The sequence below is a fragment of the Rhodobacter sp. SGA-6-6 genome (assembly GCF_011043545.1).
Classification (GTDB): Bacteria; Pseudomonadota; Alphaproteobacteria; order Rhodobacterales; family Rhodobacteraceae; genus Pseudogemmobacter.
The window spans coordinates 498,456-524,864 of the sequence record NZ_JAAKGP010000003.1; the positions used below are offsets into that span (position 1 = coordinate 498,456).

Annotated in this window: 22 protein-coding genes; 17 read left to right on the forward strand and 5 right to left on the reverse strand. The window is 70.3% G+C overall.

The genetic code is table 11. The features are described from left to right. Positions 1-150 precede the first annotated feature (150 nt). Positions 151-2,595 (forward strand): ATP-dependent helicase, encoded by a 2,445-nt coding sequence (locus tag G5B31_RS08860; RefSeq protein ID WP_165016194.1) that lies wholly within the window; start codon positions 151-153, stop codon positions 2,593-2,595. A gap of 292 nt (positions 2,596-2,887) precedes the next feature. Here G5B31_RS08860 and G5B31_RS08865 read toward each other — a convergent pair whose 3' ends face one another. Continuing rightward, the gene (locus G5B31_RS08865) at positions 2,888-4,033 is read right to left on the reverse strand and encodes a benzoate/H(+) symporter BenE family transporter (protein ID WP_165016196.1); all 1,146 of its coding nucleotides are present in this window, start codon (positions 4,031-4,033) and stop codon (positions 2,888-2,890) included. Positions 4,034-4,456: 423 nt separating this feature from the next. Then, entirely contained in the window at positions 4,457-4,672 is a 216-nt protein-coding gene (locus tag G5B31_RS08870) for a DUF1127 domain-containing protein (protein WP_165016198.1), read from the reverse strand. A 249-nt stretch (positions 4,673-4,921) separates the two neighbouring features. Between G5B31_RS08870 and G5B31_RS08875 the strand changes: the two genes are divergently transcribed. The 9 genes from G5B31_RS08875 to G5B31_RS08915 all read left to right on the forward strand — a co-directional run bounded on the left by G5B31_RS08875 (position 4,922) and on the right by G5B31_RS08915 (position 15,371). Beyond that, positions 4,922-6,019 (forward strand): Mrp/NBP35 family ATP-binding protein, encoded by a 1,098-nt coding sequence (locus G5B31_RS08875; protein WP_165016199.1) that lies wholly within the window; start codon positions 4,922-4,924, stop codon positions 6,017-6,019. Positions 6,020-6,979: 960 nt separating this feature from the next. After that, positions 6,980-7,486, forward strand: coding sequence for a division/cell wall cluster transcriptional repressor MraZ (locus G5B31_RS08880; RefSeq protein WP_165016201.1), 507 nt, complete (start codon positions 6,980-6,982; stop codon positions 7,484-7,486). Between the two features lie 4 nt (positions 7,487-7,490). Continuing rightward, positions 7,491-8,483, forward strand: a complete 993-nt coding sequence (gene rsmH / locus G5B31_RS08885) for a 16S rRNA (cytosine(1402)-N(4))-methyltransferase RsmH (protein WP_165016203.1) — start codon at positions 7,491-7,493, stop codon at positions 8,481-8,483. Next, positions 8,483-8,887: a cell division protein FtsL gene (locus G5B31_RS08890; RefSeq protein WP_165016205.1), complete on the forward strand. Its 405-nt coding sequence runs from the start codon at positions 8,483-8,485 to the stop codon at positions 8,885-8,887. Before rsmH ends, G5B31_RS08890 begins: the two co-directional genes overlap by 1 nt. 1 nt (position 8,888) lies before the next feature. After that, positions 8,889-10,679 (forward strand): penicillin-binding protein 2, encoded by a 1,791-nt coding sequence (locus G5B31_RS08895; RefSeq protein WP_165016208.1) that lies wholly within the window; start codon positions 8,889-8,891, stop codon positions 10,677-10,679. 9 nt (positions 10,680-10,688) lie between these two features. Beyond that, positions 10,689-12,173 (forward strand): UDP-N-acetylmuramoyl-L-alanyl-D-glutamate--2,6-diaminopimelate ligase, encoded by a 1,485-nt coding sequence (locus tag G5B31_RS08900; RefSeq protein ID WP_165016310.1) that lies wholly within the window; start codon positions 10,689-10,691, stop codon positions 12,171-12,173. Beyond that, on the forward strand, positions 12,173-13,609 hold the full coding sequence (gene murF, locus G5B31_RS08905; protein ID WP_165016210.1) for a UDP-N-acetylmuramoyl-tripeptide--D-alanyl-D-alanine ligase: 1,437 nt from the start codon (positions 12,173-12,175) through the stop codon (positions 13,607-13,609). Before G5B31_RS08900 ends, murF begins: the two co-directional genes overlap by 1 nt. Continuing rightward, on the forward strand, positions 13,609-14,691 hold the full coding sequence (mraY, locus tag G5B31_RS08910) for a phospho-N-acetylmuramoyl-pentapeptide-transferase (RefSeq protein WP_165016212.1): 1,083 nt from the start codon (positions 13,609-13,611) through the stop codon (positions 14,689-14,691). The genes murF and mraY overlap by 1 nt, the downstream gene beginning before the upstream one ends. Further along, positions 14,691-15,371, forward strand: a complete 681-nt coding sequence (locus G5B31_RS08915; protein WP_165016214.1) for a DUF2161 family putative PD-(D/E)XK-type phosphodiesterase — start codon at positions 14,691-14,693, stop codon at positions 15,369-15,371. The genes mraY and G5B31_RS08915 overlap by 1 nt, the downstream gene beginning before the upstream one ends. Before the next feature lie 9 nt (positions 15,372-15,380). Here G5B31_RS08915 and G5B31_RS08920 read toward each other — a convergent pair whose 3' ends face one another. Beyond that, positions 15,381-15,998 (reverse strand): thiamine phosphate synthase, encoded by a 618-nt coding sequence (locus G5B31_RS08920; RefSeq protein ID WP_165016216.1) that lies wholly within the window; start codon positions 15,996-15,998, stop codon positions 15,381-15,383. Between the two features lie 389 nt (positions 15,999-16,387). Between G5B31_RS08920 and G5B31_RS08925 the strand changes: the two genes are divergently transcribed. The 4 genes from G5B31_RS08925 (at position 16,388) to G5B31_RS08940 (ending at position 21,295) form a co-directional block, all read left to right on the forward strand. Beyond that, complete coding sequence (locus tag G5B31_RS08925) at positions 16,388-17,128, forward strand: RNA methyltransferase (RefSeq protein WP_346763895.1); 741 nt, start codon at positions 16,388-16,390, stop codon at positions 17,126-17,128. 136 nt (positions 17,129-17,264) lie between these two features. Then, positions 17,265-18,500, forward strand: a complete 1,236-nt coding sequence (locus G5B31_RS08930; protein WP_165016218.1) for a lytic murein transglycosylase — start codon at positions 17,265-17,267, stop codon at positions 18,498-18,500. A 147-nt stretch (positions 18,501-18,647) separates the two neighbouring features. Continuing rightward, positions 18,648-19,817, forward strand: coding sequence for a heme A synthase (gene ctaA / locus G5B31_RS08935; RefSeq protein WP_165016220.1), 1,170 nt, complete (start codon positions 18,648-18,650; stop codon positions 19,815-19,817). Next, the gene (locus G5B31_RS08940) at positions 19,817-21,295 is read left to right on the forward strand and encodes a carboxypeptidase M32 (protein ID WP_165016222.1); all 1,479 of its coding nucleotides are present in this window, start codon (positions 19,817-19,819) and stop codon (positions 21,293-21,295) included. The genes ctaA and G5B31_RS08940 overlap by 1 nt, the downstream gene beginning before the upstream one ends. Position 21,296: 1 nt before the next feature. Here the strand turns inward: G5B31_RS08940 and G5B31_RS08945 are convergent, their stop codons facing one another. Beyond that, on the reverse strand, positions 21,297-22,076 hold the full coding sequence (locus tag G5B31_RS08945; RefSeq protein ID WP_165016224.1) for an enoyl-CoA hydratase: 780 nt from the start codon (positions 22,074-22,076) through the stop codon (positions 21,297-21,299). A gap of 56 nt (positions 22,077-22,132) precedes the next feature. On the opposite strand from G5B31_RS08945, the gene G5B31_RS08950 reads away from it, so the two are divergent. Beyond that, positions 22,133-22,552 (forward strand): PaaI family thioesterase, encoded by a 420-nt coding sequence (locus G5B31_RS08950; protein ID WP_165016226.1) that lies wholly within the window; start codon positions 22,133-22,135, stop codon positions 22,550-22,552. Positions 22,553-22,821: 269 nt separating this feature from the next. On the opposite strand, the gene G5B31_RS08955 is transcribed toward G5B31_RS08950, so the two are convergent. Continuing rightward, positions 22,822-23,193 (reverse strand): polymer-forming cytoskeletal protein, encoded by a 372-nt coding sequence (locus tag G5B31_RS08955; protein ID WP_165016228.1) that lies wholly within the window; start codon positions 23,191-23,193, stop codon positions 22,822-22,824. 204 nt (positions 23,194-23,397) lie between these two features. Between G5B31_RS08955 and G5B31_RS08960 the strand changes: the two genes are divergently transcribed. Both G5B31_RS08960 and G5B31_RS08965 read left to right on the forward strand, forming a co-directional pair. Further along, positions 23,398-24,366: an agmatinase gene (locus tag G5B31_RS08960; protein WP_165016230.1), complete on the forward strand. Its 969-nt coding sequence runs from the start codon at positions 23,398-23,400 to the stop codon at positions 24,364-24,366. Positions 24,367-24,442: 76 nt separating this feature from the next. Continuing rightward, positions 24,443-26,107, forward strand: a complete 1,665-nt coding sequence (locus tag G5B31_RS08965; protein WP_165016232.1) for an amidohydrolase — start codon at positions 24,443-24,445, stop codon at positions 26,105-26,107. The last annotated feature ends 302 nt before the right edge of the window (positions 26,108-26,409 follow it).

Sequence of the window (26,409 nt, forward strand, 5' to 3'; positions counted from 1 at the left end):
TCCGTGTGCAACCGCCGCGCTCGCGCGGGCGCGAGACAGGCGCCTCGCCTTTTCCCGCCCGGCTCGGCCGTCGGATGCAAGACGCCGCCGGACACGAACAATCCGAGAACGGCGCTTTCCCTTGCCGCAAAGCCCGGCTATCCTGACCGCATGGACCCCTGGGACGACGATCCGCTGAACAACCCCGTGCCCCCCGCCGCGCCGCTGTCGCAGCGCGCCATGGCCGTGCGGCCGGCGCCTTATCTCGACGGGCTGAACCCCGCGCAGCGCGCGGCGGTGGAGGCGCTGGACGGTCCGGTGCTGATGCTGGCCGGCGCCGGCACCGGCAAGACCCGGGCGCTGACCGCCCGCATCGTCCACCTGCTGGCCCTGCACAAGGCCCGGCCGAACGAGATCCTCGCCGTCACCTTCACCAACAAGGCCGCGCGCGAGATGAAGGATCGCGTCCACCGGATGCTGGGCGAGGTGGCCGAGGGGATGCCCTGGATGGGCACCTTCCACTCGCTCTCGGTCAAGATCCTCCGCCGCCATGCCGAGCTTGTGGGCCTGAAGCCCAGCTTCACCATCCTCGACACCGACGACCAGCTGCGGCTCTTGAAGCAGCTGATCGCGGCGCGCAACATCGACGACAAGCGCTGGCCCGCAAGGATGCTGGCCGGGCTGATCGACGGCTGGAAGAACCGCGCGCTGACGCCGGAGAAAGTGCCCTCGACCGACGGCGCGGCCTACAACAACCTGGGGACCGAGCTTTACGCCGAATACCAGGAGCGGCTGCGCGCCCTGAACGCCTGCGACTTCGGCGACCTGCTGCTGCATTGCGTCGAGATCTTCCGCAGGCACGAGGACGTGCTGGCGCAATACCAGCGCTGGTTCCGCTACATCCTGGTCGACGAATACCAGGACACCAACGTCGCCCAGTATCTCTGGCTGCGGCTGCTGGCGCAGGCGCATCGCAACATCTGCTGCGTCGGCGACGACGACCAGTCGATCTACGGCTGGCGCGGGGCCGAGGTCGGCAACATCCTGCGCTTCGAGAAGGACTTCCCCGGCGCGCAGGTGATAAGGCTGGAGCAGAACTACCGCTCCACCCCGCATATCCTCGCCGCCGCCTCGGGCGTGATCAGCGCCAATGCCGGCCGGCTGGGCAAGACGCTGTGGACCGAGGCCGAGGAAGGCGAGAAGGTCCGCCTGATCGGCCATTGGGACGGCGAGGAAGAGGCGCGCTGGATCGGCGAGGAGATCGAGGCGATCCAGCGCGGCACCCGCGGCCGCGATCCGGTCAGCCTCGACAGGCAGGCCATCCTCGTCCGCGCCAGCCACCAGATGCGCGCCTTCGAGGATCGCTTCCTGACCATTGGCCTGCCGTATCGCGTCATCGGCGGCCCGCGCTTCTACGAGCGGCAGGAAATCCGCGACGCCATGGCCTATTTCCGGCTGGCGGTCAGCCCCGACGACGACCTCGCCTTCGAGCGGGTGGTGAACGTGCCGAAGCGCGGCCTAGGCGACAAGGCGGTGCAGTCGATTCAGATCGAGGCGCGGCGGCTGGGGATGAGCCTCTTGGAAGGCGCCCGCAGCCTGGTGGCGCAGGGCGGCCTGCCGGCCCGCGGCGCGGCGCAGTTGCGGGTCTTCGTCGAAGGGGTGGACCGCTGGCACGCCGCCATCGCCGGCGCCCGCGCCACGCCGGCGGATGCGGTGATCGAGCCGCTGCTGCCCGAGACGCCGCCCGCCACCGACCTGAGCCATGTCCGGCTGGCCGAGGTGATCCTGGAGGAATCGGGCTATGTCTCGATGTGGCAGAACGACAAGACGCCCGAGGCCGAGGGGCGGCTGGAGAACCTGAAGGAGCTGGTCAAGGCGCTGGAGCAGTTCGACAGCCTGCAGGGCTTTCTCGAACATGTCGCGCTGATCATGGACAACGACGCCGAGGATGCGGCCGAGAAGGTCTCGATCATGACCCTCCACGCGGCGAAGGGGCTGGAGTTCCCGGTGGTCTTCCTGCCGGGCTGGGAGGACGGGCTGTTCCCCAGCCAGCGCAGCATGGACGAAAGCGGGTTGAAGGGGATCGAGGAGGAACGGCGGCTGGCCTATGTCGGCATCACCCGGGCCGAGGAGCTGTGCACGATCTCCTTCGCCTCCAACCGCCGGGTCTATGGCCAATGGCAAAGCCAGCTGCCCAGCCGGTTCATCGACGAACTGCCCGTCGATCACGTCGAGGTGCTGACGCCCCCCGGCCTGATGGGCGGTGGCTACGGCGCGGCGGCGCCGGGGTTCGGGGGCGGCTTCGGCGGCTCGACCATCGAGGAGCGGGCGACGCGGGTGGATGTCTACAACTCCCCCGGCTGGCGGCGGCTGCAGGAGCGGCAGGCGATCCGCCCGGTGGCGCAGCCGCGCGAGGCGCGGAACGTCACCATCGACCTGACGGCGGAGAGCGCCTATTCCATCGGCGACCGGGTGTTCCATACCAAGTTCGGCTATGGAAGGGTCATCGGGATCGAGGGCGACAAGCTGGACATCCGCTTCGACAAGGCCGGCGAGAAGAAGATCGTCGCCCGTTTCGTGATGCCCGCCGACATGGCGGACGGGATTCCGTTCTAGGGCAGACCGGCCTCCGGCCAGGTCGGGCGGGACAAGGCGAGGCATTGCCTCGCCCCCGCCCGTGCGGATGGGTTCGACCGGAGACCTGCCAGCCCGAGACCCCGAGAGGCCAGCGCCCGCCCGGGCGGGCGAGAAGCGCCCGCCGAGGGGCGGGCGGGCGCTGGCCGGGCCTTTGAGGCCCGGCCGGACAAGGGGAAGCGTTGCGCTGTGGCGAAGGCGATGGCCTTCGCCAGACAAAAGGACCGCTACGCCCGAATGCCGATCCGCCCAGAAATCCCTCGGATTTCGGCGCCTACCGCCGCGCCGCGCGCTCGGTCAGGTAGACCGCCACCCCGGCCACCAGCCCCCAGAAGGCCGCGCCGACGCCGAGGAACGGCACCCCGGCCGCGGTGATCCCCAGTGTCAGCACCGCGGCGAAGCGTTGCTCGGGCACCGCCATCGCGGTCGCCAGCGCGCCGGTCAGCGCCCCCAGCAGCGCCAGCCCGACCAGCGCCAGCATCACCTGCGGCGGCAGCGCGGCCAACAGCGTCAGGATCGCCGGCGAGCACAGGCCGAGCAGCGCCCAGAACACCGCGTAGGCCAGCCCGACCTTCCAGCGCTGGCTGCGGTCGGGGTGCACGTCGTCGCCCATGCAGATCGCCGCGGTGATCGCCGCCATGCTGATGGTATGGGCGCCGAAGAAGGCCGACAGCGCCGACAGCACCCCGGTCACCCCGAGGCCGCTGCGCACCGGCGGCTCGAACCCGGCGGCGCGCATGGTGGCGAAACCGGGCAGGTTCTGGCTGGCCATGGTGACGAGGTAGAGCGGGATCACCAGCCCGACCACGGTGCCCGGGTCGAACTCGGGCAGGACCGGCACCAGTCGGGGCAGGGGCAGCGCCAGCGCGGGCCAGTCCGCCTGCCCGCTGCCGAAGGCCAGCGCCAGCCCGGCGGCCAGAGCGGCGATCACGGCGACGGCCGGGTTCTTCAGCCGCACCAGCGCGAAGACCGCCAGCATCGGCAGCACCAGGAGCGGCGCGCTGTCCGCCGCCTCCACGCCCTTCAGCACGAAGGGAAGCAGCACCCCCGCCAGCATCCCGCCGGCGATCCCGTCCGGGATCCGCGCCACCGCCCGGCCGAGGGGCCGCACCAGCCCGGTCAGCGCGATCAGGAGGCCGGTCAGCACGAAGGCCCCCACGGCCATTTCCATGCTCAGCCCGGTGGTCGCCGCCACCAGCGCCGTGCCCGGCGTCGACCAGGCCAGCACCACCGGCACCCGGTGCCAGGTCGACAGCACCGCCGCGCCGATGGCCTTGGCCAGGCACACCGCCAGCACCCAGCTTGCCGTCTGCGCCTCGCTGGCACCCACGGCGGCGGCGGCGGCCAGCACCAGCGCGATGGTGGAGCCGTAGCCCACCAGCGCCGCCACGAAGGCGGCCGAGATCAGGGATGCCCGCATGAAACCTCCGGCCACAAGCCGGGCGGACTATCGGGTGGGGAAGGGGGAAAGAAAAGAGGCGGCGATGCCGAGGGAGGAGGAGAGGCATCGCCGCCGGTTCAGCCGGCCCATGGGAGGAGGAGAGGGCCGCCGAAGACCTGTGGGCCGAGGGGCCCGGAAAAGGCGCGGCGGTGCCGAGGGAGGAGGAGAGGCACCGCCGCTGGTTCCGTCGGCCCGAGGGAGGAGGAGAGGGCCGCCGAAATCCGTTGTCCTTTGCGGCAGCGCCCGAGGGAGGAGGGACGCCGCCGCCTGCTTCACCGGCCCAAGGGAGGAGGAGAGGGCCGCCGAAGCTGTAGGGTGACGGTGCTGCCGAGGGAGGAGGAGAGGCAGCGCCGTCTTTCGCCATGGACCCCGAGGGAGGAGGAGAGGGGTCCGGGCAGAAACTTACTTGCCGTAGGCGGCCTCGCGGGCCACCTGGGCGATGGAGAGCCGCGAGATGCCCAGATCGGCCAGTTCGCGGTCGTTCAGCTGGCTCAGTTCCGCCAGGGTCACCGCATAGAGGCGGCGGCGGGCGATTGCGGTCTTCAGCGCGCCGATCAGGCCGGAGGACCGGCGGGCGCGGCTGGGACGGGCGAAGGAAGCGGTGGTGACGTAAGCCATGATACTCAAGCCTCGAAGGGTTCGGATACGGACGTTCTGTCCTGTTGTTGACGCTAACTTGGACCCTTTGCTGCGCTTGCACAATGACCGCCTTGGCAATGCTGCCATGCAGCATCCGCATGGCTCCTGGTCACAAAAATGTCATTGTTATTAATGCCTTTGCCGGATTTTTGAGCATCCGGTCAACGCACCCTTGCCCTTTCCGGCAAAGCGCTGGACCTTGGGGGCAAATCAAGGGGGAATCTTTCCATGTCCGTCACCCGCGACAGCATCCTCGGGGTCCTCGGGGGGCTTTCCCTGCCCGGCGGGGGCAGCCTGGTCTCGCGCGATCTGATTCGGGCGCTGAACGTCGAGGACGGCCCCGCCGGCGCCATCATCCGCTTCGTGATCGAGGCCGCGACGCCCGAGGAGGCCCGCGCGCTGGCCCCGGTGCAGGCGCAGGCCGAGGCGGCGCTGAAGGCGCTGCCCGGGGTGGCGCAGGTCGGCGTGGTGATGACGGCGCATGGCCCGGCGAAGAAGGAGCCGCCGTCCGCCGCGCCGCCGAAGCTGCAGATCGGCGGCCATCCGACGCCGCAGCAGGGCGGGCCGCAACGGATCTCGGGCGTGGCGCGGATCATCGCGGTGGCCTCGGGCAAGGGCGGGGTGGGGAAATCCACCGTGTCGTCGAACCTCGCCGTGGCGCTGGCGAAGCAGGGGCGGAAGGTCGGGCTCTTGGACGCCGACATCCTGGGCCCGTCGCAGGCCAAGATGATGGGCGTCACCGCCCGCCCGGCCAGCCCCGACGGCAAGACCATCGAGCCGCCGACGGCGCATGGCGTGAAGATGATGTCGCTGGGCCTGATGCTGAAGGAGGGCGAGGCGGTGATCTGGCGCGGCCCGATGCTGATGGGCGCGCTGGAGCAGCTGCTGGGCCAGGTGAACTGGGGCACGCTGGACGTGCTGATCGTCGACCTGCCGCCCGGCACCGGCGATGTGCAGCTGACGCTGTGCCAGCGCACCCATCTCACTGGCGCGCTGGTGGTCTCCACCCCGCAGGACGTGGCGCTGCTGGATGCGCGCAAGGCCATCGACATGTTCGCCAAGCTGAAGACGCCGGTCCTTGGCCTGATCGAGAACATGTCCACCTACGTCTGTCCCAATTGCGGCCACGAGGCGCATATCTTCGGCCATGGCGGCGTGGCGGAGGAGGCGCGGAAGCTGGACCTGCCGTTCCTGGGCGAGCTGCCGCTGGCGCTGGAGGTCCGCGTCGCGGGCGACGAGGGGAAACCCATCGCCGCCGGCGAGGGCCCGCAGGCCGAGGCCTATGCGAGACTGGCGCATCGGCTGATCGCGGGCGGAATGGCGTGATCGGGTAGGGACGGGGTGGCGGGGTGAACCCCGCCCTACACGGATGTCCCGGAAAATTCCCGTAGGGCGGGGTTCACCCCGCCATTCTCCCGTGTCTTGGCGAAGGCGCGTGCCTTCGCCATAGCGCAACGGTTCCATCTGGACCGGCCGGGACCGCAAGTCCCGGCCGGCGCCCGCCCGCCCCCTGGCGGGCGCTTCACGCCCGCCCGGTCGGGCGCTGGCCTCTCGGGGTTTCTCGCTGACAGGTTTCCAGCTGATATGCCGCGCACGGGCGGGGGCGAGGCCGTGCCTCGCCTGTTCCCGCCCGGGCCGAGGCCGGCGCATATCTCCCCGCGCTTCGCGGGATGCCATGGGAAACGAATCATGAGGGCTGGGATTTCACGGGAAAAGACCCTTTCCCGGCCGGGTCTGCAGCGTCCCGTCCGCTCCGAACGCTGCTGAATCGCCCCCGCCTAGGTCCTGAAAGCCACACCCGCCCGCAATTCCCGAAGTTTTTGGGATCGCACGGGAAATCTTTTGTCTCCGATCACGACACAATATCTAGCGGCTCACTCCGGCGTGATCCCTAGAATTAGGCAAGGGATCGGCAATTCCGGCACAAGATGCTGCTTCCCGGCCCCTGCTGGAACAACATCTGGCGTGCTTCCTCCCAAAAATTCCCTTGCTATCCCATGCAATCCCATGTCATCCCTTCTCTCACGGAAGATGAGACGGGCAGACAAAAACGCAGGGGCAGCGAAAGACCCCGAACAAGGCGAAAAGGCAACTTCATACAGGCAGCCCCTTTCATCGGACGACAGAGATCCGGCGCGCGAGCGAGCAGACATCTCCCCCAGGTGGCGCGCGTAGCTGGACGCCCAGCGATGGGACAGCGGCGGATCGGACAGTGGCAGCAGTCCGATCCGCCCATTTTCATTCGCGCGAGGGCAGCAACGAGTTTTGGCAGAGGCCACGGGACAGATGGCTGAGGCGTTCAGAGGCGAGTTCTACCAGACGGTAGACAAGAAGGCCCGGGTGTCGATCCCGGCGGCCTTCCGCCGCATTCTGGACGCCGACGACGCCCAGAAGGGCGAAAAGGGCGAACCCCGGCTCTACATGGTCTTCGGCGGCAAGGCGCGGCGGTTCGTCGAATGCTACTCCAAGGCCGGGGCCGACGATCTGGCCGCCCGCATCGAGGCGATGCCGATCGGCAGCCCGGAACGCGACCGCGCCGAACGCGACCTGATCACCCGCTCGGTGATGCTGGAGATCGACAGCGACGGCCGCATCGTCCTGCCGCAGAAGGTGCGCGAGAAGATGGGCTTCGGCGCCGACCTCGCCTCCGAGGGCGGCGAGGCGGTCTTCGCCGGCTCGACCAACCGCTTCAAGCTTTACCGCAAGGAAGTCTACGAGGCGGAACTCGCCGACGAGGACGACGACGACACCGATCCGCTGACCCTGGTGGGCCGCGCGACCCGCAGCGGGTGACGCGATGTCCGCCGCTGCCATGGCCTCCGATCCCCACATCCCCGTCCTGCTGGAGCCGCTGCTGGAAGCGGTCGCCCCGGTCTCCGGGGTCTGGGTCGACGGCACCTTCGGGGCAGGGGGCTATGCCCGCGGCCTGGTCGCCGCCGGGGCGGAGCGCGTGATCGGCATCGACCGCGACCCGCTGGCGCATGAGATGGCCGCCGGCTGGCTGGAGTCGGAACCCCGGATCACCCTGAAGCTCGGCACCTTTTCCGACCTCGACACCCTCGCGGGCGAGCCGCTGGACGGGGTGGTGCTGGACCTCGGGGTGTCGTCGATGCAGCTGGACCTGGCCGAGCGCGGGTTCTCCTTCATGAAGGACGGCCCGCTGGACATGCGGATGAGCCAGGACGGCCCCTCGGCCGCCGATCTGGTCGCCACCGCATCGGAAACCGAACTGGCCGACATCCTTTATCACTACGGCGAGGAACATGCCTCGCGCCGCATCGCCCGCGCCATCGTGGCGGAACGGGCGAAGGCGCCGATCGCCACCACGCTGCGGCTGGCCGAGATCGTGGCGCGGCAACTGCCTCGCCCGAAACCCGGGCAAAGCCATCCGGCGACCCGCAGCTTCCAGGCCATCCGCATCGCGGTGAACGCCGAGTTCACCGAACTGGCCGAGGGGCTGGCCGCCGCCGAACGGGCGCTGAAGCCCGGCGGCAAGCTGGCCGTGGTCACCTTCCATTCGCTGGAGGACCGCATCGTCAAGCGGTTCTTCCAGCTGGCCTCGGGCCACGAGCCTGCCGCCAACCGCTATGCCCCGGCCACCGCGCCGGAGACCGCCCGCTTCACCATGGCCACCCGCAAGGCCATCGGTCCGGGCGACGCCGAGACCGCCGCCAACCCGCGCGCCCGCAGCGCCAAGCTGCGCGTCGGCATCCGCACCGATGCCCCCGCCAAATCCATCCCGCCCGCCGACCTCGGCCTGCCCACGTTCAGCCGCAAAGGACGCCGCTGATGCGCCCCGTGCTCTATGTCCTCACCTTCCTCGGCCTGATCGCGCTGGGCTTCTGGGCCTACCGCGAGAACTACGCGACGCAGGCCACCCTGCGCGAGGTGCGCGGGCTGCAGCAGGAGATCGCCAACCTGCGCGAGGCGCTGTCGGTCCAGCGCGCCGAATGGGCCTATCTGAACCGGCCCGACCGGCTGCGCGACCTCGCCGGGCTGAACTTCGACCGCCTCGGCCTCTTGCCGATGGAGCCCGGGCAATTCGGCACCGCCGCGCAGGTGGTCTTCCCGGTGCCGGAGATTCCCGCGATCACCGGGCCCATCGACACCATGGGCGGCGTCGTCGCGGTCGAGGACACCTTCGCCGACCAGATCGAGGCCATCGTCGCCTCTGCCGCCGAAGAGGGGCTCTGACATGCGCACGCCGCTCCGCCCGCTTGCCCGCATCCTCCAGGCCCGCGCCGAGGGCGCCAATCCCGACCTGATCGAGCGCGAGAACCTGAACCACCGCCATCAGGCGATGCAGGAGCGGACGCATTCCCGCGCCGCCGCCCGGCTGGGGCTGATGTCGGCCTGCTTCGCCGCCTTCTTCGTGCTGATCGGGGTGCGGATGGGCCATCTGGCGGCGTCGGAGCCGGTGGAGCCCGTCGCCTCGGCCCCCGGGGCCGAGATCGTGGCGCAGCGCGCCGACATCGTGGACAGGAACGGCCGCATCCTGGCGACCAACATGACCACCCATGCGCTTTACGCCCATCCCGCCGACATGGTGGACCCCAAGGGCACGGCGCAGGCGCTGGCGGCGATCTTCCCCGACCTCGACGCCGCGGCGCTGGAGCGGCGCTTCACCGACGGCCGCCGCTTCGTCTGGATCCGCAAGGTGATGTCGCCCGAGCAGATGCAGAAGGTGCACGAGATCGGCGACCCCGGCCTGCTGTTCGGCCCGCGCGAGATGCGGCTCTATCCGAACGGCACCCTGTTGGCCCATGTCCTCGGCGGCTATTCCTTCGGCGCCGAAGGGGTGCATTCGGCGGAGGTGATCGGCACGGCGGGCATCGAGAAGGCGATGGACGCCCGCCTGCGCGACCCCGCGCAAGGGGGAGAGCCGCTGCAGTTGTCCATCGACCTGACCGTGCAGGCCACGGTGGAAGAGGTGCTGCAGGCCGGCATCTCCGCGCTGAACGCCAAGGGCGGCGCGGCGATCATCATGGACGTGAACACCGGCGAGATCCTCGCCATGGCCTCGGCTCCGACCTTCGACCCCAACGACCGCCCGGTGCCGCTGGTGTCGAAGGATGCCGAGCCTTCGGACAGCCCGCTGTTCAACCGGGCGGTGCAGGGGGTCTACGAACTCGGCTCCACCTTCAAGATCTTCGCGGTGGCGCAGGCGATGGAGCTTGGCCTCGTCAACCCCGACACCATGGTCGACGCCAATGCGCCGATGATCTGGGGCAAGCACCGGATCAAGGAATTCGAGGGCCACAACTACGGCCCGCTCCTGGCCGTGCGCGACGTGATCGCCAAGTCCTCCAACGTCGGCACCGCCCATATCGCGCTGATGATCGGAGGCTTGCGCCAGCAGGCCTTCCTGAAATCCATGGGCTTCTTCGAGCCGACGCCGCTGGAACTGGTCGAGGCGCCGGGGGCGAAGCCGCTGATCCCGAAGAAATGGCCCGACATCGTGACCATCACCACCTCCTACGGCCACGGCATGTCGGCCAGCCCGATGCACCTTGCCGCGGCCTATGCCGCCATCGGCAACGGCGGCATCTACGTCAAGCCGACGCTGCTGAAGCAGACCGGCCCGGCCAAGGGCACCCGGGTGCTGTCGGAGAAGGTGGCGGAGGATTCGGTCGAGATGATGCGCGGCGTGGTCACCCGCGGCACGGCATCCCTGGCCGAGGTGCCGGGCTACGAGGTGGCGGGCAAGACCGGCACCGCCGACAAGCCGAAGCGGACCGGCGGCTATTACAAGGACAAGGTGATCAACACCTTCGCCTCGGTCTATCCGGCCTCGGACCCGCGCTATGTGGTGCTGGTGACGCTGGACGAGCCGGTGGACACCACCGGGCCGAAGCCGAAGCGGACGGCGGGCTGGACCTCGGTTCCGGTGGCGGCCGAGATCATCCGCCGCACCGCGCCGATCCTGGGCATCCGGCCGAAGGTTGAACTCCCCGACCAAACCACGCTAACAGCCGCGGGCAACTGAACGGGGGTCATCGTGGCAGTCACCAAGCGGCTGAGCGAACTGGGGCTGAAGGCGCGCGAAGGCCGCAACCCGGAGCTGTCCGGCATCACGCTGGACAGCCGCGCGGTGCGGCCGGGGATGCTGTTCGCGGCCCTGCCCGGAACCGCCCGCCACGGCGCCGATTTCATCGCCACCGCCCTGGAGCAGGGCGCCGCCGCCGTGCTGACCGACCCGATGGGCGCGGTGATCGGGGCCGAGGCGATCGGCCTGTCCGACGTCGCGCTGGTGGTGGCCGACGACCCGCGCGAGGCGTTGGCCTATGCCGCGGCGCTGTGGTTCGGCGCGCAACCCGCGACGATGGTCGCGGTGACCGGCACCAACGGCAAGACGTCGGTCGCCACCTTCACCCGGCAGATCTGGGCCGCGCTCGGCCGTGAGGCGATCAACATCGGCACCACCGGGGTGGAGGGGGCCTGGGCCGCGCCCTCCTCGCATACCACGCCCGACCAGATCACCCTGCACCGGATGCTGGCCGAGGCCGCCGCTCATGGCGTCACCCATGCGGCGATGGAGGCGTCCTCTCACGGGCTGGACCAGCGGCGGCTGGAAGGGGTCCGGCTCAAGGCCGCCGGCTTCACCAACCTGACGCAGGACCATCTCGACTACCATCACACGATGGAGGCCTATCTGGAGGCCAAGGCGGGCCTCTTCACCCGCCTGCTGCCGGCCGAGGATGGGGTCGCGGTGGTCAACCTCGACGGCGCCCATGGCTCGGACATCGCCGAACTGGCGCTGGACCGGGGGCTGCGGGTGCTGACCGTGGGCAAGGGGCAGGGGGCCGACCTGCAGATCGCCGCCACCCGGCCCGACGCCACCGGGCAGGAGGTGCGCTATCTCTGGCAGGGGCAGGCGCACCAGACCCGGCTGAACCTGATCGGCGCCTTCCAGGCCGAGAACGTCGCCGTCGCCGCCGGTCTCGCCATCGCTGCGGGCGACGACCCCGAGGCCGTGCTGGCCGCCCTGCCGCGGCTGACCGGGGTGCGCGGGCGGATGCAGCTGGCGGCCACGCGGAAGAACGGCGCCTCGGTCTTCGTCGACTACGCCCATACCCCCGATGCGCTGGAAACCGCGCTGCGCGCGCTGCGCCCGCATGTGATGGGCCGGCTGGTCGTGGCCTTCGGCGCCGGCGGCGACCGCGACCGCACCAAGCGCCCGCTGATGGGCGCCGCCGCGCGCGACAATGCCGATGTGCTGTTCGTCACCGACGACAACCCCCGCAGCGAGGACCCCGCCGCCATCCGCGCCGCCATCCTGGCCGCCTGCCCGGAGGCCAACGAGGTGGGCGACCGCGCCGAGGCCATCCTGCGCGCCGTCGACGCCCTGCAACCCGGCGATGCCCTGCTGATCGCCGGCAAGGGCCACGAGACCGGACAGGTGATCAAGGGCGACATCTTCCCCTTCGACGATGTGGAGCAGGCCTCCATCGCCGTCGCCGCACTGGACGGGGTGATCTGATGCGCCCGCTCTGGACTGCCTCCGACGCCGCCGCTGCCACCGAAGGCCGCGCCACCGCCGACTGGTCTGCGACCGGGGTCTCCATCGATACCCGCAGCCTGCAGCCCGGCGACCTGTTCGTCGCCTTGACCGATGTCCGCGACGGCCACGACTTCGTGGCGCAGGCGCTGGCGAAGGGCGCCGCCGCCGCGATGGTCAGCCGCATCCCCGAGGGCGTGCCGCCGGACGCGCCGCTGCTGGTGGTGGAGGATGTGCTGCGCGCGCTCGAACGGCTCGGCGCCGCCGGCCGGGCCCGTTCGCGCGCGAGGGTGATCGGTGTCACCGGCTCGGTCGGCAAGACCTCCACCAAGGAGATGCTGCGGGCCATCCTCTCGGGGCAGGGCAAGGTCCATGCGGCGGAAGCCAGCTACAACAACCACTGGGGCGTGCCGCTGACGCTGGCCCGCCTGCCGGAGGACGCCGATTACGCGGTGATCGAGATCGGCATGAGCAATCCGGGCGAGATCGAGCCGCTGGCCCGCCTGGCCCGGCCGCATGTGGCGATGATCACCACGATCGCCCCCGCCCATCTGGCCGCCTTCGACGGGCTGGAGGGGATCGCCCGGGAAAAATCCAGTATCTTCAAGGGGCTGGAGCCCGGCGGCATCGCCGTGGTCAACGCCGACCTGTCCACCTCGGCCCTGATGATCGGAGCCGCGGCCCCGCATGGGGTGGTCACCTTCGGCGCCACCCCCGCCGCGGACTGGCGGCTGGACAGCGCCACGATCCACGACGAGACCACCGTCTGCCGCGCCACCACCCCCGCCGGCCCGGTGCTCTACAAGGTCGCCACCCCCGGCCGCCATTTCGCGCTGAACGCCCTGGGCGCGCTGGCCGCCGCCGCGGCGCTCGGCGCCGATCCGGTGATCTCGGCCCATGACATCGGCCGCTGGGCGCCGCCCTCGGGCCGCGGCACCCGCGAGCGCATCCTCTTGGACGTGGTGGAGGAGACCTTCTTCGACCTGATCGACGACGCCTTCAACGCCAATCCGGTGTCGATGGCCGCCGCGCTGGACGTGCTGATCGCCGCGGTGCCGACCCATGGCATCGGCGTGGTCGGCGACGGCCGCCGCATCGCCGTGCTCGGCGACATGCTGGAACTCGGCCCCGACGAGATCGAGATGCACCGCGCCGTCGCCCGTCACAAGGGCCTGTCCGCCATCGCCACCATCCATTGCGTCGGCCCGCGGATGCGCGCGCTGTGGGAGGCGCTGCCCCGCCGCCAGCGCGGCGAATGGGTGGAGACCGCGCCGGAACTGGCCGCGCGCGCGCGCAGCCTGTTCGACGCGGGCGACATCGTGCTGGTGAAGGGCTCCAAGGGGTCGAAGGTCAGTCTTGTCGTTGACGGATTGCGCAAACTCGGCCAGAAGGCCGCCCCGGCAGAAGGGACAGAGTGATGCTATACTGGCTTGCGGATTTCGGTGACGACGGCGGTTTCTTCAACCTTTTCCGATACATCACCTTCCGCGCCGGCGGGGCCTTCGTCACCGCGCTGATCTTCGGCTTCCTGTTCGGCCGCCCGCTGATCGACCTTCTGCGCAGGAAGCAGGGCAAGGGCCAGCCGATCCGCGACGACGGCCCGCAGACCCATTTCGCCAAGGCCGGCACCCCCACCATGGGGGGCCTGCTGATCCTGTCGGCGCTGCTGGTTTCCACCCTGATGTGGGCGCGGCTCGACATTCCCTATGTCTGGATCGTGCTGCTGGTGACGCTGGCCTTCGGGCTGATCGGCTTTGCCGACGACTATGCCAAGGTGACCAAGCAGAACACCAAGGGCGTGTCCTCGCGGCTGCGCTTCCTTCTCGGCCTCGTCATCGCCGGGCTGGCCGCCTATGCCGCGGCGATGTTCCATCCCGACGGGCTGACCAACCAGCTGGCGCTGCCCTTCTTCAAGGACGCGCTGATCAACCTGGGCGTCTTCTTCGTGCCCTTCGGCATGGTGGTGATCGTCGGCGCGGCCAATGCGGTGAACCTGACCGATGGCCTCGACGGCCTTGCCATCATGCCGGTGATGATCGCCGGGGCCACGCTGGGCGTGATCGCCTATGCGGTCGGCAACTCGGTCTATGCCAATTACCTGGGCGTCCATCTGGTGCCCGGCACCTCGGAATTCCTGGTCTTCGCCGCGGCGCTGTTCGGCGGCGGCCTCGGCTTCCTGTGGTATAACGCCCCGCCGGCGGCGGTGTTCATGGGCGACACCGGCAGCTTGGCCCTGGGCGGAGCGCTCGGCGCCATCGCCGTCTGCACCAAGCACGAGATCGTGCTGGCCATCGTCGGCGGCCTCTTCGTGGTCGAGGCGCTGAGCGTGATCGTCCAGGTCGCCTATTACAAGCGCACCAGGAAGCGCATCTTCCTGATGGCGCCGATCCACCACCATTTCGAGAAGAAGGGCTGGGCCGAGCCGCAGATCGTCATCCGCTTCTGGATCATCAGCCTGATCCTGGCCGCGGTGGGGCTGGCGACGCTGAAGGTGCGCTGATGCGCGAGGCCGACCTCTACCCGGCGCTGAAGGCCTATCTCCAGGCGCAGGGCTACGAGGTGAAGGCCGAGGTCGGCGCCTGCGACATCCTCGCCCGCCGCGGCGACGAGCCGCCGGTGGTGGTCGAGATGAAGCGCAGCTTCTCGCTGCAGCTGGTGTTGCAGGGCATCGCCCGGCAGGGGCTGGTGGAGACGGTCTACCTTGCCGTGCCCGCCCCCGGTCCGCGCGGCTGGTCGCTGCGCTACCGCGACATCCTCGCGCTTTGCCGCCGCCTCGGGCTCGGCCTGCTTGCCGTCGATCCGGTCAAGGGCGGGGTCGATGCCCATCTCGATCCCGGCCCCTACACCCCGCGCCGCAACGCGACCAAGGCCGCCCGCCTGCTGCGCGAGTTCGAGCGGCGGGTGGGCGATCCGAACACCGCCGGCACCACCGGCGTGCCGCGGATGACCGCCTATCGCCAGGACGCGCTGCGCTGTGCCGCCGATCTGGCCGCCCAGGGGCCCTCGCGCCCGGCCGAGGTGGCGCGGCGGACCGGCGTCGCCCGCGCCGCCACGCTGATGCGCGCCGATCATTACGGCTGGTTCGACCGCCCGGCCCGCGGGACCTATGCGCTGTCGCCCAAGGGGCAGGCCGCGCTGGCCGCCCATGCCGGGGCCCTGCCGGGCCTCGCCGCGGCCTGATTTCCGGGCTCAGCCCAGCGGAGCCACCAGCGCCTTCAGCGCCGCCGCCGGATCGTCGCTGCGCCAGATCTCGGCGCCGATGCCGAAGAAATCGGTCACCGGGGCGAGACGTTCGACGATCTCCACAGTCAGCCCGCCCTCGGCGATCACCGGCACCTCGATCATCTCGGACCACCAGGCGAAGAGGTCGTGCTCCGCCAGCTCGCCGCCGAGGCCGGTCGCGCCGACCGGGCCGAAGGCGACGTAATCCGCCCCGGCCTCGCCTGCCGAGATGCCCTCGTGCCGGGTGGCGCCGCAGAAGGCGCCGACGATGGCGTCGGCGCCAAGCTCCTTGCGGGCCTTGCGGATCGAGCGGGCGCCATGGGCCAGATGCACCCCGTCCAGCCCCAGCCTCTGCGCCAGCGCGACATGGGTGCCGATCACCACCGCCACGTCGCGGGCATGGGCGACCTGCCGCGCGGCATCGGCCATCCGGGCCAGTTCGAACTCGTCCTGGCCGGCCAGCGGCAGGCGCAGGCAGGCCACCTCCACCGCATCCAGCACCCGCGCCAGCGTGTCGGGAAAGCTTTCCCAGTCGTAGGCGGGGGGCGTGATCAGGGTGATCTGCGGGCGGTCGTTTTCGGCCATGGCATTCCTCAGGTCGTCCGGGGGGCGTCGGATCGGCCCCGATTACCAGCCTTTGTCGGGGTTGGCTATGGGGCGACCCCTCGCCGGCACCGATCTGGCCGGGCGGGATGAGGCGAGGCACTGCCTCGCCCCCGCCCGTGCGCAGCGGTTGCACCCGGAGACGGTGGCAGCCAAGACCCCGGGAGGCCAGCGCCCGACCCGGCGGGCGAGAAGCGCCCGCCGAGGGCGGGGCGGGCGCTGGCCGGGCCATTGAGGCCCGGCCGGGACAAGAGGAAACCTTACGCTGTGGCGAAGGCGATGGCCTTCGCCAAGGAACCGACGGGGTTCCCCCCGTTGCCACCCTCCGCCCGCTGTCGTATTCCCCCGCCATCCCCGCAGCCGAGGCCCCCGTGATCCAGCCCGCACTCATCCTCGTCCGCCCGCAGATGGGCGAGAACATCGGGGCCGCCGCCCGCGCCATGCTGAACTTCTCGCTCGACCGGATGCGGGTGGTCGATCCGCGCGACGGCTGGCCGAACCCGAAGGCCGTCGCCATGGCCTCCGGCGCCGGGCGGGTGCTGGACCAGGCCGGGCGCTTCCCCGATGTCGCCTCGGCCGTCGCCGACTGCGACTTCGTCTTCGCCACCACCGCCCGCGGGCGCGAGCTGGTGAAGGAGATCGTCACCCCCGAGCGCGCCATGGCGATGGCCCGGGCGATGGCCACGACGGGCAAGCGGGTCGGCATCCTGTTCGGCCCGGAGCGGGCGGGGCTGGAGAACGACGACATCGCCCATGCCAATGCCATCGTCACCGTGCCGGTGAACCCCGGGTTCTTCTCGCTGAACCTGGCGCAGGCGGTGCTGCTCCTGTCCTACGAATGGGGCCGGCAGGGGTCGGAGATGCCGGCCTCGGTGCTGGAACTGGCGGGCAAGGACATGGCCTCGCGGGCCGAGGTGCAGGCGCTCGGCGATCATTACGAGGAACGGCTGGAGGATGCCGGCTTCTTCCACCCGCCCGAGAAGGCCCCGGCGATGAAGGCCAACCTGCGCAACATGTGGGGCAGGCTGGGGCTGACCCGGTCGGAGGTGCAGACCTTCCACGGGATGCTGCGCCAGATCGCCTTCAAGCTGAAGCGGCAGGACAGGTCCTGAAAGATGGCGGAACCGGGCCGGCCAAGCCCTTGAAATCGCTTGGGCGGATTTCCCGCTTGGCCCAGGCGGACCCCTTTGCGGCTTGCCCTTGATCGGCTACCCTGCGGCCGAGCAGAACCAAAAAAGGCAGGCCCCCATGATCACCCGTCGCTCCGTCACCCTCCTGTCGCTTGCGGCGCTGACTTCGGCCTGCGTCCCCTCGGGCGGCGGTGCGCCGCGCGGGCCCTCGGGCGAGACGCCGCCGCCGCGGCCGGTGCCGAACGCCGGCTGGGACGCCTGGGTCGAGGGCTACAAGGCCCGTGCCGCCGGGCGAGGCATCTCGCCGGGGGTGATCGACACCGCCTTCCGCGGCGCCGGCTTCCTGCCCGAGGTGATCGAGAAGGACCGCAACCAGACCGAGTTCAAGCGCTCGACCGAGGATTACCTGAACATCGCCGCCTCGGACGAAAGGGTTTCGCTGGGCCGGCAGAAATATGCGGCCTATTCCGGCATCCTGAACGCGCTGCAATCGCGCTACGGCGTGGACGCGCAGATCATCGCCGCGGTCTGGGGGCTGGAAAGCTTCTTCGGCACCCGCCGCGGCAATGTCCCGGTGGTCTCGGCGCTGTCGACGCTGGCTTACGAGGGCCGGCGGGGCGCGTTCTTCGAGAGCCAGCTGACCGCCGCGCTGCGCATCCTGCAACGGGGCGACACCACGGCGGACCGGATGGTCGGCAGCTGGGCCGGGGCGATGGGGCATACCCAGTTCATCCCGACCTCCTACCTGGAATTCGCGGTGGACTTTACCGGCGACGGCCGCGCCGACATCTGGGCCGAGGACCCGAGCGACGCGCTGGCCTCCACCGCGGCCTATCTGTCGCGGTCGGGCTGGGCGGCGGGAGTGCCCTGGGGGATGGAGGTCGTGCTGCCCTCGGGCTTCGCCCCCGGCCTCCTGGGCCGCGGCAAGGGCAAGTCGGCGGAGGAATGGCGGGGGATGGGGGTGCGCTCGGCCTCGGGCCGGGCGCTGGCCACGGGGTCGATCATCGCGCCGGGCGGGATCGGCGGGCCGGCCTTCCTGCTGACCCGCAACTTCAACGTGATCCTGCGCTACAACAATGCCGAGAACTATGCGCTCGGCGTCGGCCACCTGAGCGACCGTCTGGCCGGGGCGGGGCCCTTGAAGGCCGCCTTCGGGCCGGATGCCAACGGGCTGACCAAGGCCGACCGGCAGGAGTTGCAGCGGCTGCTGACCGCGCGGGGCTTCGACACCGGCGGCAGCGACGGGGTGATCGGGGCGAAGTCGAAGACGGCGATCGAGGGGTTCCAGGCCAGCCGCGGGCTGGCGGCGACCGGGGTGCCGAGCCTGGAACTGCTGCGGATGCTGCGGGGATAGCGGCCGCCCGCCGGGGGCGCTTCGCCCCCCGGACCCCCCGAGAGTATTTGGGCCAAGATGAAGGGTTGGCCCTGCGGCGTGGCGGGGCCTTGAAGGGGGCGGAGGGCCGGCCTACTGTCCGCGGCGGAAGCAACGGGGCAGGGCGCGATGGCCGGCAAACGCAGCATATTCGAGGAAGTCGGGCAGCAGGGGGCGCCAAAGACGCGCCCGGCGGGCGGGATGATCGACGCCGGGCCGAAGGGCGCGCGCGGGGCGATCCGGCTCTGGCTGATCCTGCTGTTCCTGATGGTTGCCGCGATGATCCTGATCGGCGGGCTGACCCGGCTGACCGATTCCGGCCTGTCGATCACCGAATGGAACCTCGTCACCGGCGCCCTGCCGCCGCTGAGCGAGGCGGCCTGGCTGGCGGAGTTCGATAAGTATAAAAACTTCCCCGAGTTCCAGCTGCAGAATCGGCTGATGACGTTGGAAGAGTTCAAGCCGATTTATTGGTGGGAATGGGGGCACCGGGCGCTCGGCCGGCTGGTCGGGCTGGTCTGGGCGGTCGGATTCCTGTGGTTCTGGGCGCGGAAGCAGATCCCCGCGGGCTGGACCGGGCGGCTGGTGCTGCTGGGCGGCCTCGGCGCGCTGCAGGGCGCGGTGGGCTGGTGGATGGTCTCCTCGGGCCTGCAGGGGGTGCGGGTCGATGTGGTCTCCTGGCGCTTGGCGACGCATCTGGGCCTCGCCTTCGCGATTCTGGGACTGCTGGCCTGGTATGCGATGGCGCTGGCGCGCAGCGAGGCGCAGCTGATGCAGGCGCGGCGCGGGCGCGAGGCGAAGCTGTTCGGCCTGTCGACCGGGCTGATGCATTTCGCCTTCCTGCAGATCCTGCTGGGCGCGCTGGTCGCCGGCATCGACGCCGGGCGGTCGTTCCCCACCTGGCCCTTGATGGGGGAAAGCTTCTTCCCCGCCGACGCCTTCTACGTGCCGGACGGGCAGGGCGGCAGCCTGGCCTGGTATTGGGCCTTCGTCGAGAACCCCGGGCTGGTGCAGTTCGTCCACCGCATCGCCGGCTATCTGGTCTTCGCCTTCGGCGTCGTGGTCTGGCTGCGCGGCCGCCGCTCGGCCCATGCGACCACCCGCTTCGCCTTCCACATGGTGATGCTGATGCTGCTGGCGCAGGTCGCGCTCGGCATCCTCACCGTGCTGCAGGCGGCGGACATGCATGTGGCGATCACCCATCAGCTGGGCGCGATCCTCTTGTGGGTGCTGATCCTGCGCGCCCGCCACCTGTCGCAATACCCCGTCGCGGGGTCGATCCGGGAAGGAACCCAGTGATGACCAAGGATGCCTTTGCCGAAGTGATGGCGATCGCCCGCCAGACCGTGGCGCTGGAGCAGGTGATGGGGCGGCTCGGCTGGGACCAGGAGACCCAGATGCCCCAGGGCGCGGCCGAGCAGCGGGGCGAGGAGATGGCGGCGCTGGAAGGCGTGCTGCACGCCCGCCGGTCCGACCCGCGGCTGGGGGAGCTGCTGGCCGAAGCGGTGGCGCCCGATCCGGCGGCGGCGGCGCAGCTGCGCGAGGTGGCGCGCGCCCATGCCCGGGCGGTGAAGGTGCCGGGGCCGCTGGCGCAGGAAATCGCCCGGGTGACCTCGGTGGCGCAGGGGATCTGGGCCGAGGCGCGGGCGCGCGAGGATGTGGCCGCCTTCCTGCCGACCTTGGCCGAGGTGGTGCGGCTGAAGCGCGAGGAGGGCGCGGCGCTTGCGCAGGGCGGCGATGCCTATGACGCGCTGGCCGACGATTACGAGCCGGGGCTGAAGGGTGTGGACATCGCCGCGATGTTCGGGGCGATGCGGCCGCGGCTGGTAACCTTGCGGGAACGCATCCTGGGCGCGGCACGGCAGCCGCGGCCGCTGGAGGGGTCCTTCGGCGCCGACACCCAGCTGCGGCTGGCGCGGCGGCTGGCCACCGTCTTCGGCTACGACTGGTCGCGCGGGCGGATGGACATCGCGGTGCATCCGTTCTCCTCGGGCTCGGGCAACGATGTGCGGATCACCACGCGCGTGAACGAGGCCGACCCGTTCAACTGCTTCTATTCCACCATCCACGAGGTCGGCCACGCCGCCTATGAACAGGGGGTGGACCCGGACTACCTGCTGACGCCGATCGGCCGGGGCGCCTCGATGGGCGTGCACGAAAGCCAGAGCCGGATCTGCGAGAACCAGCTGGGCCGCTCGCGCGCCTTCACCGGCTGGCTTTATGGCGAGATGCGCGACCGCTTCGGCGAGTTCGGGGCGGGGACGGCGGAGGATTTCTTCGCCACCGTCAACCGGGTGCAGCCCGGCTTCATCCGCACCGAGGCCGACGAGGTGCATTACAACCTGCACATCATGCTGCGCTTCGACCTGGAGCGGGCGCTGATCTCGGGCGCGCTGGAGGTGGCGGACCTGGAGGCCGCCTGGAACGACCGTTTCCTGACCGATTTCGGCGTGGCGGTGGACCGGCCGAGCCATGGCATGTTGCAGGACGTGCACTGGTCGGTGGGTCTTTTCGGCTATTTCCCGACCTATACTCTGGGCAACCTCTATGCGGGGTGCCTGCACAGGGCGATGCGCGAGGACCTGCCGGGGCTGGAGGACGATCTGGCGCAGGGCGACCTGTCGTCGGCGACCGGCTGGCTGCGCGAGAAGGTGCATCGGCACGGCGCGCTCTACGAACCGCGCGAGTTGATCGCGCAGGCTATCGGTGGGGAGCCGTCGGAGGGGCCGCTTCTGGACTATCTGGAGACGAAGTTCGGCGCGATCTACGGGTTGTAGGTCAATTCCAGTCCGGCTTGCGCTTTTCCAGGAAGGCCTGGATGCCCTCGGCGGTGTCGGGGCGCAGCATGTTCTCCACCATCGCCGCGCCGCAAAGGGCATAGGCCCGGTCCAGCGGCAGGCCCGCCTGGGCGTAGAAGGCCGGCTTGCCGATCCTCACCGCCGGGGCCAGCTTGCCGGCCAGGGTGGCGGCGAGGGTGCGGGTGGTCTCCTCCAGCGCCGCGATGCGGTTGACCATGCCGAGCGCATGGGCGTGGGGCGCGGGCAGGAACTCGCCGGTGGTCAGCATCTCGAAGGCGACGGCGGGGGGCAGCTTGCGGGTCAACGCCACCATCGGGGTGGAACAGAACAGGCCGATGTTCACCCCGTTGACGCCGAAGCGGGCATCCCCGGCCGCGGTGATCAGGTCGCAACTGGCGGCCAACTGGCAGCCGGCGGCAGCGGCGAGGCCGTGGACCTGGGCGATGACCGGCTGCGGCAGGGCGGGGATTGCCTGCATGACGCGGGCACCGAGGTCGAAGAGGTCCTTGAACCAGGCCGCGCCCTGGTCCGGCGCGGCGCGGGCGGCCTGCATCTCCTTGAGGTCGTGGCCGGCGGAGAAGACGCGGCCGGCGCCCTTCAGGATGACCACCTTGACCGAGCTGTCGCTGGCCAGCGCGGCGAAGGCGGCCTCCATCGCCCGCAGCATCGGCACGGAAAGCGCGTTCAGGCTGGCGGGGGCGTTCAGGGTCAGGGTGGCGACGGCGTCGCGGTCCTCGCGCAGGATCAGGGCATCTGGCATTGCGGCCTCCTTCTTGCCGGGGCAGGGTAGGGCCGGGCAGCCGAAAGGGGAAGCGATTGGAACTGGCGATGGACCGCGCGGCGCTGGAGGATTTCCTCGCGCGCGATTTCGGGCAGGTGGCGGAGGATTTCGCGGTGGAACGGGCGGATGCCACCGGCGTCACGCTGCGGCTGAAGGTGGCGGAGCGGCACCTGCGGCCGGGCGGCACGGTCAGCGGCCCGGCGATCTTCGCGCTGGTCGATGTGGCGATCTACCTGGCGATCCTGTCGCGGATCGGGCCGGTGGCGCTGGCGGTGACGACGAATTGCGCGGTGGACTTCCTGCGCAAGCCCGAGGCGGGCCGCGACCTGCTGGCCGAGGCGCGGCTCCTGAAGCTGGGCCGCAGGCTGGCGGTGGGGGATGTGCTGGTGTTCTCGGAAGGGATGGCGGAGCCGGTGGCGCGGGCCGGGCTGACCTATTCCATCCCGCCGCGCTGAGCCGGCTGCCGGATTGCGCGGCTGCCGCCGCATTCCTTTATAGTTGCGGCTGGCGGAGTCGCCTGCGGCTGCTGTCGGCGGATGGGGGCATTCTGCCCCCAAACCCCCTGAGGATATTTATCATCCAGAAAGAGGAGCAGGTTTGCTCTTTCTGGACGATAAATATCCCCGCCGGAGGCACCTCCGAGCCGGTTGCGCGCTTGCGCGCAGAGGCGAGACGAAAGGAATGCGCCGCAAGGCGCTCGATAGGGCGACGGCGGGGGCCGGGGTCAGCCGGCTTTCGAGAAGCGGCCCTCGATCCGGGCGCCGGTCTCGATGATCACCGTTGCATAGGTGACATCCGCCGCCACCTCGGCGGTGGCGCGCATGGTGAAGCTGTCGCAGGAGATCTTGCCGTCGACATGGCCCTTCACCTCGACCGTCGCGGCCTTGACCGAGCCGGAGATGCGGCCCTCGGGCCCGATGGTCAGGGTGTCGGCGGCGATGTTGCCGTCGATCTCGCCATAGACTTCCACCCCGCCCGAGGAGGTGATCTCGCCGGTGATCTTCAGGTCGCCCGCCAGCACCGAGCGGGCGGCATTGCCGCCGCCGGGCGCGCGCGGAGCGGGAGCGGAGGTCGGGTCGGAAGTCTTCGAGAACATCTGGTCCATCCTGGCTGGCTTGCCCCGATAAGGTGCAATCGCCGCCCGCGGGTCAAGGGGCAGGGGGCAGCGCGGCCGGGCGGCAGGCGGATTTCCCGCCCCGCGGTGCGGAAAGGGGCCTGACAGCGGCGCGGGCGGATGGTTGGATGGCGGGCGACTCGCGGGCCGCGCTTGCGCGGGGTCCCGCAGGAAAGGGAGGATGGAATGGCTGACGGGTTCTTCACGCCGGTGTCCGGGCTGGACCTGCCGCGATTCGCCGGGGTGCCGACCTTCATGCGGCTGCCGCATGTCGCGCCGGGGCATCCGCGCTTCGCGGAGGTGGAGGTCGGGCTGATCGGCGCGCCCTGGGACGGCGGCACCACCAACCGCCCCGGCCCGCGCCATGGCCCGCGGCAGTTGCGCGACCTCTCCACCATGATCCGGGCGGTGAACGGCGAGACCTGGGTCGCGCCCTTCGAGACGGTGCGCTGCGCCGACCTGGGCGACGTGGCGCCCAATCCGGGCGACCTGATGGATTCGATGGCGCGGATGGAGGCCTTCTACGACACCGTGGTCGCGGCCGGCATCCGGCCGCTGACCGGCGGCGGCGACCATCTCTGCACCCTGCCGATCCTGCGGGCGGTGGCCAAGCAGCGCCCCGTCGGCCTGATCCAGTTCGACAGCCACACCGACCTCAACGACGTCTATTTCGGCACCGGCCGCTACACCCATGGCACCCCGTTCCGCCGGGCGATGGAAGAGGGGCTGATCGACCCGAAGCGCTATGTGCTGATCGGCATCCGCGGCACCGCCTATGGCCGCGAGGACTGGGACTTCGCCGAAGCCAACGGCATCCGCATCATCCCGGTGGGCGAGTTCCATGCCCGCGGTGTCGACGACGTGATGGCCGAGGCGCGCGAGATTGCCGGCATGGGGCCGACCTATGTCACCTATGACATCGACTTCGTCGACCCGACCTTCGCGCCCGGGACCGGGACGCCCGAGGTGGGCGGGCCGAATTCCTGGCAGGCGCTGGAAGTGGCGCGGGGGCTGCGGGGGCTGGACATCGTCGGCGCCGACCTGGTCGAGGTCTCGCCGCCCTTCGATCCATCGGGCGGCACGGCCTGGCTGGGGGCGAGCCTGATGTTCGAGCTGCTCTGCGCGATGGCGGAGTCGGTGGTGCGGGCACGGTAAGGGCCGCGCTTGCGGCGGAGGGCGGGACCGGGGGTTTTCCACTCCCGGACCCCCGGAGGATATTTGAGGACAGAAAATGAGCAAGGCAGAGTTGATCGTCACCAATGCGCGGGTCCTGACCATGGACCCGGAGCGGCCGCGGGCCGAAGCGGTCGCCGTGGCGGGCGGGCGCATTCTGGCCGTGGGGGCGCGAACCGAGGTGGAAGCCCTGGCCCGGCCGGGGTGCAGGGTGATCGACGCCGGCGGCCGGACGCTTCTGCCCGGCTTCGTCGAGAGCCACCTTCATCTGGTGCTGGGCGGCAATGAGCTGACCCAGCTGCAACTCGGCGGTGTGGAGGGGTTCGAGCCGTTGCAGGCCGCCTTCCGGGCCTATGCCGCGGAGAACCCCGACCTGCCGCTGGTGATGGCGCAGGGGGCCTCCTACGAGATCCTCGGTGCGCCGGTCACGAGGCAGGACCTCGACCGTATCATCCCGGACCGGCCGGCGGCGATGATGTCGCCCGACCACCATACCGTCTGGGCCAATACCAAGGCGCTGGAAGCCGCGGGCCTGCTGCATGGCGCCGAAATGCCGCCCGGCCATGTGGTGGTGATGGCCGCGGACGGCACCGCCAGCGGCGAGTTGCGCGAGTTCGAGGCCTTCAGCCCGGTGCTGGCGCTGTCGGGCGACCTGCATCTGCAGCTCGGCATCGCCACCGGCGGCGAGCCGGATCCCTGGCCCTCGGCCGAGCAGCGGGCGAAGGACAAGGACAAGGTGGCGGCCGGGCTGGCGCATTGCGCGGCCCAGGGCATCACCTCGATGGTGAACATGGACGGCAACCGCTATACCTGCGTTCTCTTGCAGGAGATGGAGGAGGAGGGCCGGCTGACCGCCCGGGTCAAGGTGCCCTTCCACATGAAGCCGCATATGGACCTGCCCGAACTGTCGCGGGCCTCTGCCATGGCGGCCGAGTTCGACGGCGAATGGGTCACCTCGGGCTTCGTCAAGATGTTCATGGACGGGGTGGTCGACAGCCGCACCGCCTATATGCTGCACGACTATCCCGGCACCACCGAACGCGGCGAGCCGCTGTTCGAGGCCGGGCGCTTCAAGGACATCTGCACCGAGATCGACCGCCGCGGCCTGCAGATCGCCGTTCATGCCATCGGCGACGGCGCGGTGCGGCAGACCATCGACGGCTACGAGGCGGCGAAGCGCCGGAACGGCTCGCGCGACAGCCGCCACCGGATCGAGCATATCGAGCTGATCGACCGGGCGGATGTGCCCCGGCTGGGCGCGCTGGGGATCACGGCAAGCGTGCAGCCGCCGCATCCGCCGGGGGCGATGGATTTCCCGATGTCGACGATGGAGACGGTGTTCCACCGCGACCGCTGGCGCGACGCCTATCTGTGGAAGACGCTCGCCGACCATGGCGCCCCCCTGGCCTTCGCCTCCGACTGGCCGGTGACCGATGTCAGCGTGATGCGCGGCTTGCAGGCGGCGCTGACCCGGGTGCCCTTCGAGGGTTGCCAGGATGAAAGGGTCGGGCTGATGGAGGCGCTCTACGCCTATACCGCCGGCGGGGCCTGGGCCGCGCATATGGAGCGGCTGACCGGCACCCTGCGGCCGGGGCTGGCGGCGGACCTGGTGCTGATCGACGGCGACATCGAGTCGATTCCCCCCGAGGGAATCGGGGCGACGGGAATCGCCCTGACCGTCGCCGGCGGCCGGATCACCCACCAAATGCCCGGATTCGCTTGAACTTATCCACAGGCTCCCCTGCTCCGGCTGCTGCGGGGCAGGGGAGGAAGACCCGGCAAAGGCCGCGCAGACAGCGTTTTCCTGCTGTTTTCCGGGGCCTCGACAAAAAATCGTCACATCGCGCGATTTTCCTCTTGCGGGCCCCGGCGGGCAGACGTAAAAGCCCCCTCACCGAAGCGGACGGGACGCTGGAAGGCGGAACGGAGGCGGAGGAAGCGGGGCGGAAGTTCTCGCAGACACTACCGGAGGCAAGGCTGCAGGATGCGCCAAGAGATTGGCGGCTCTGTTGTTTTTGTGTCCAG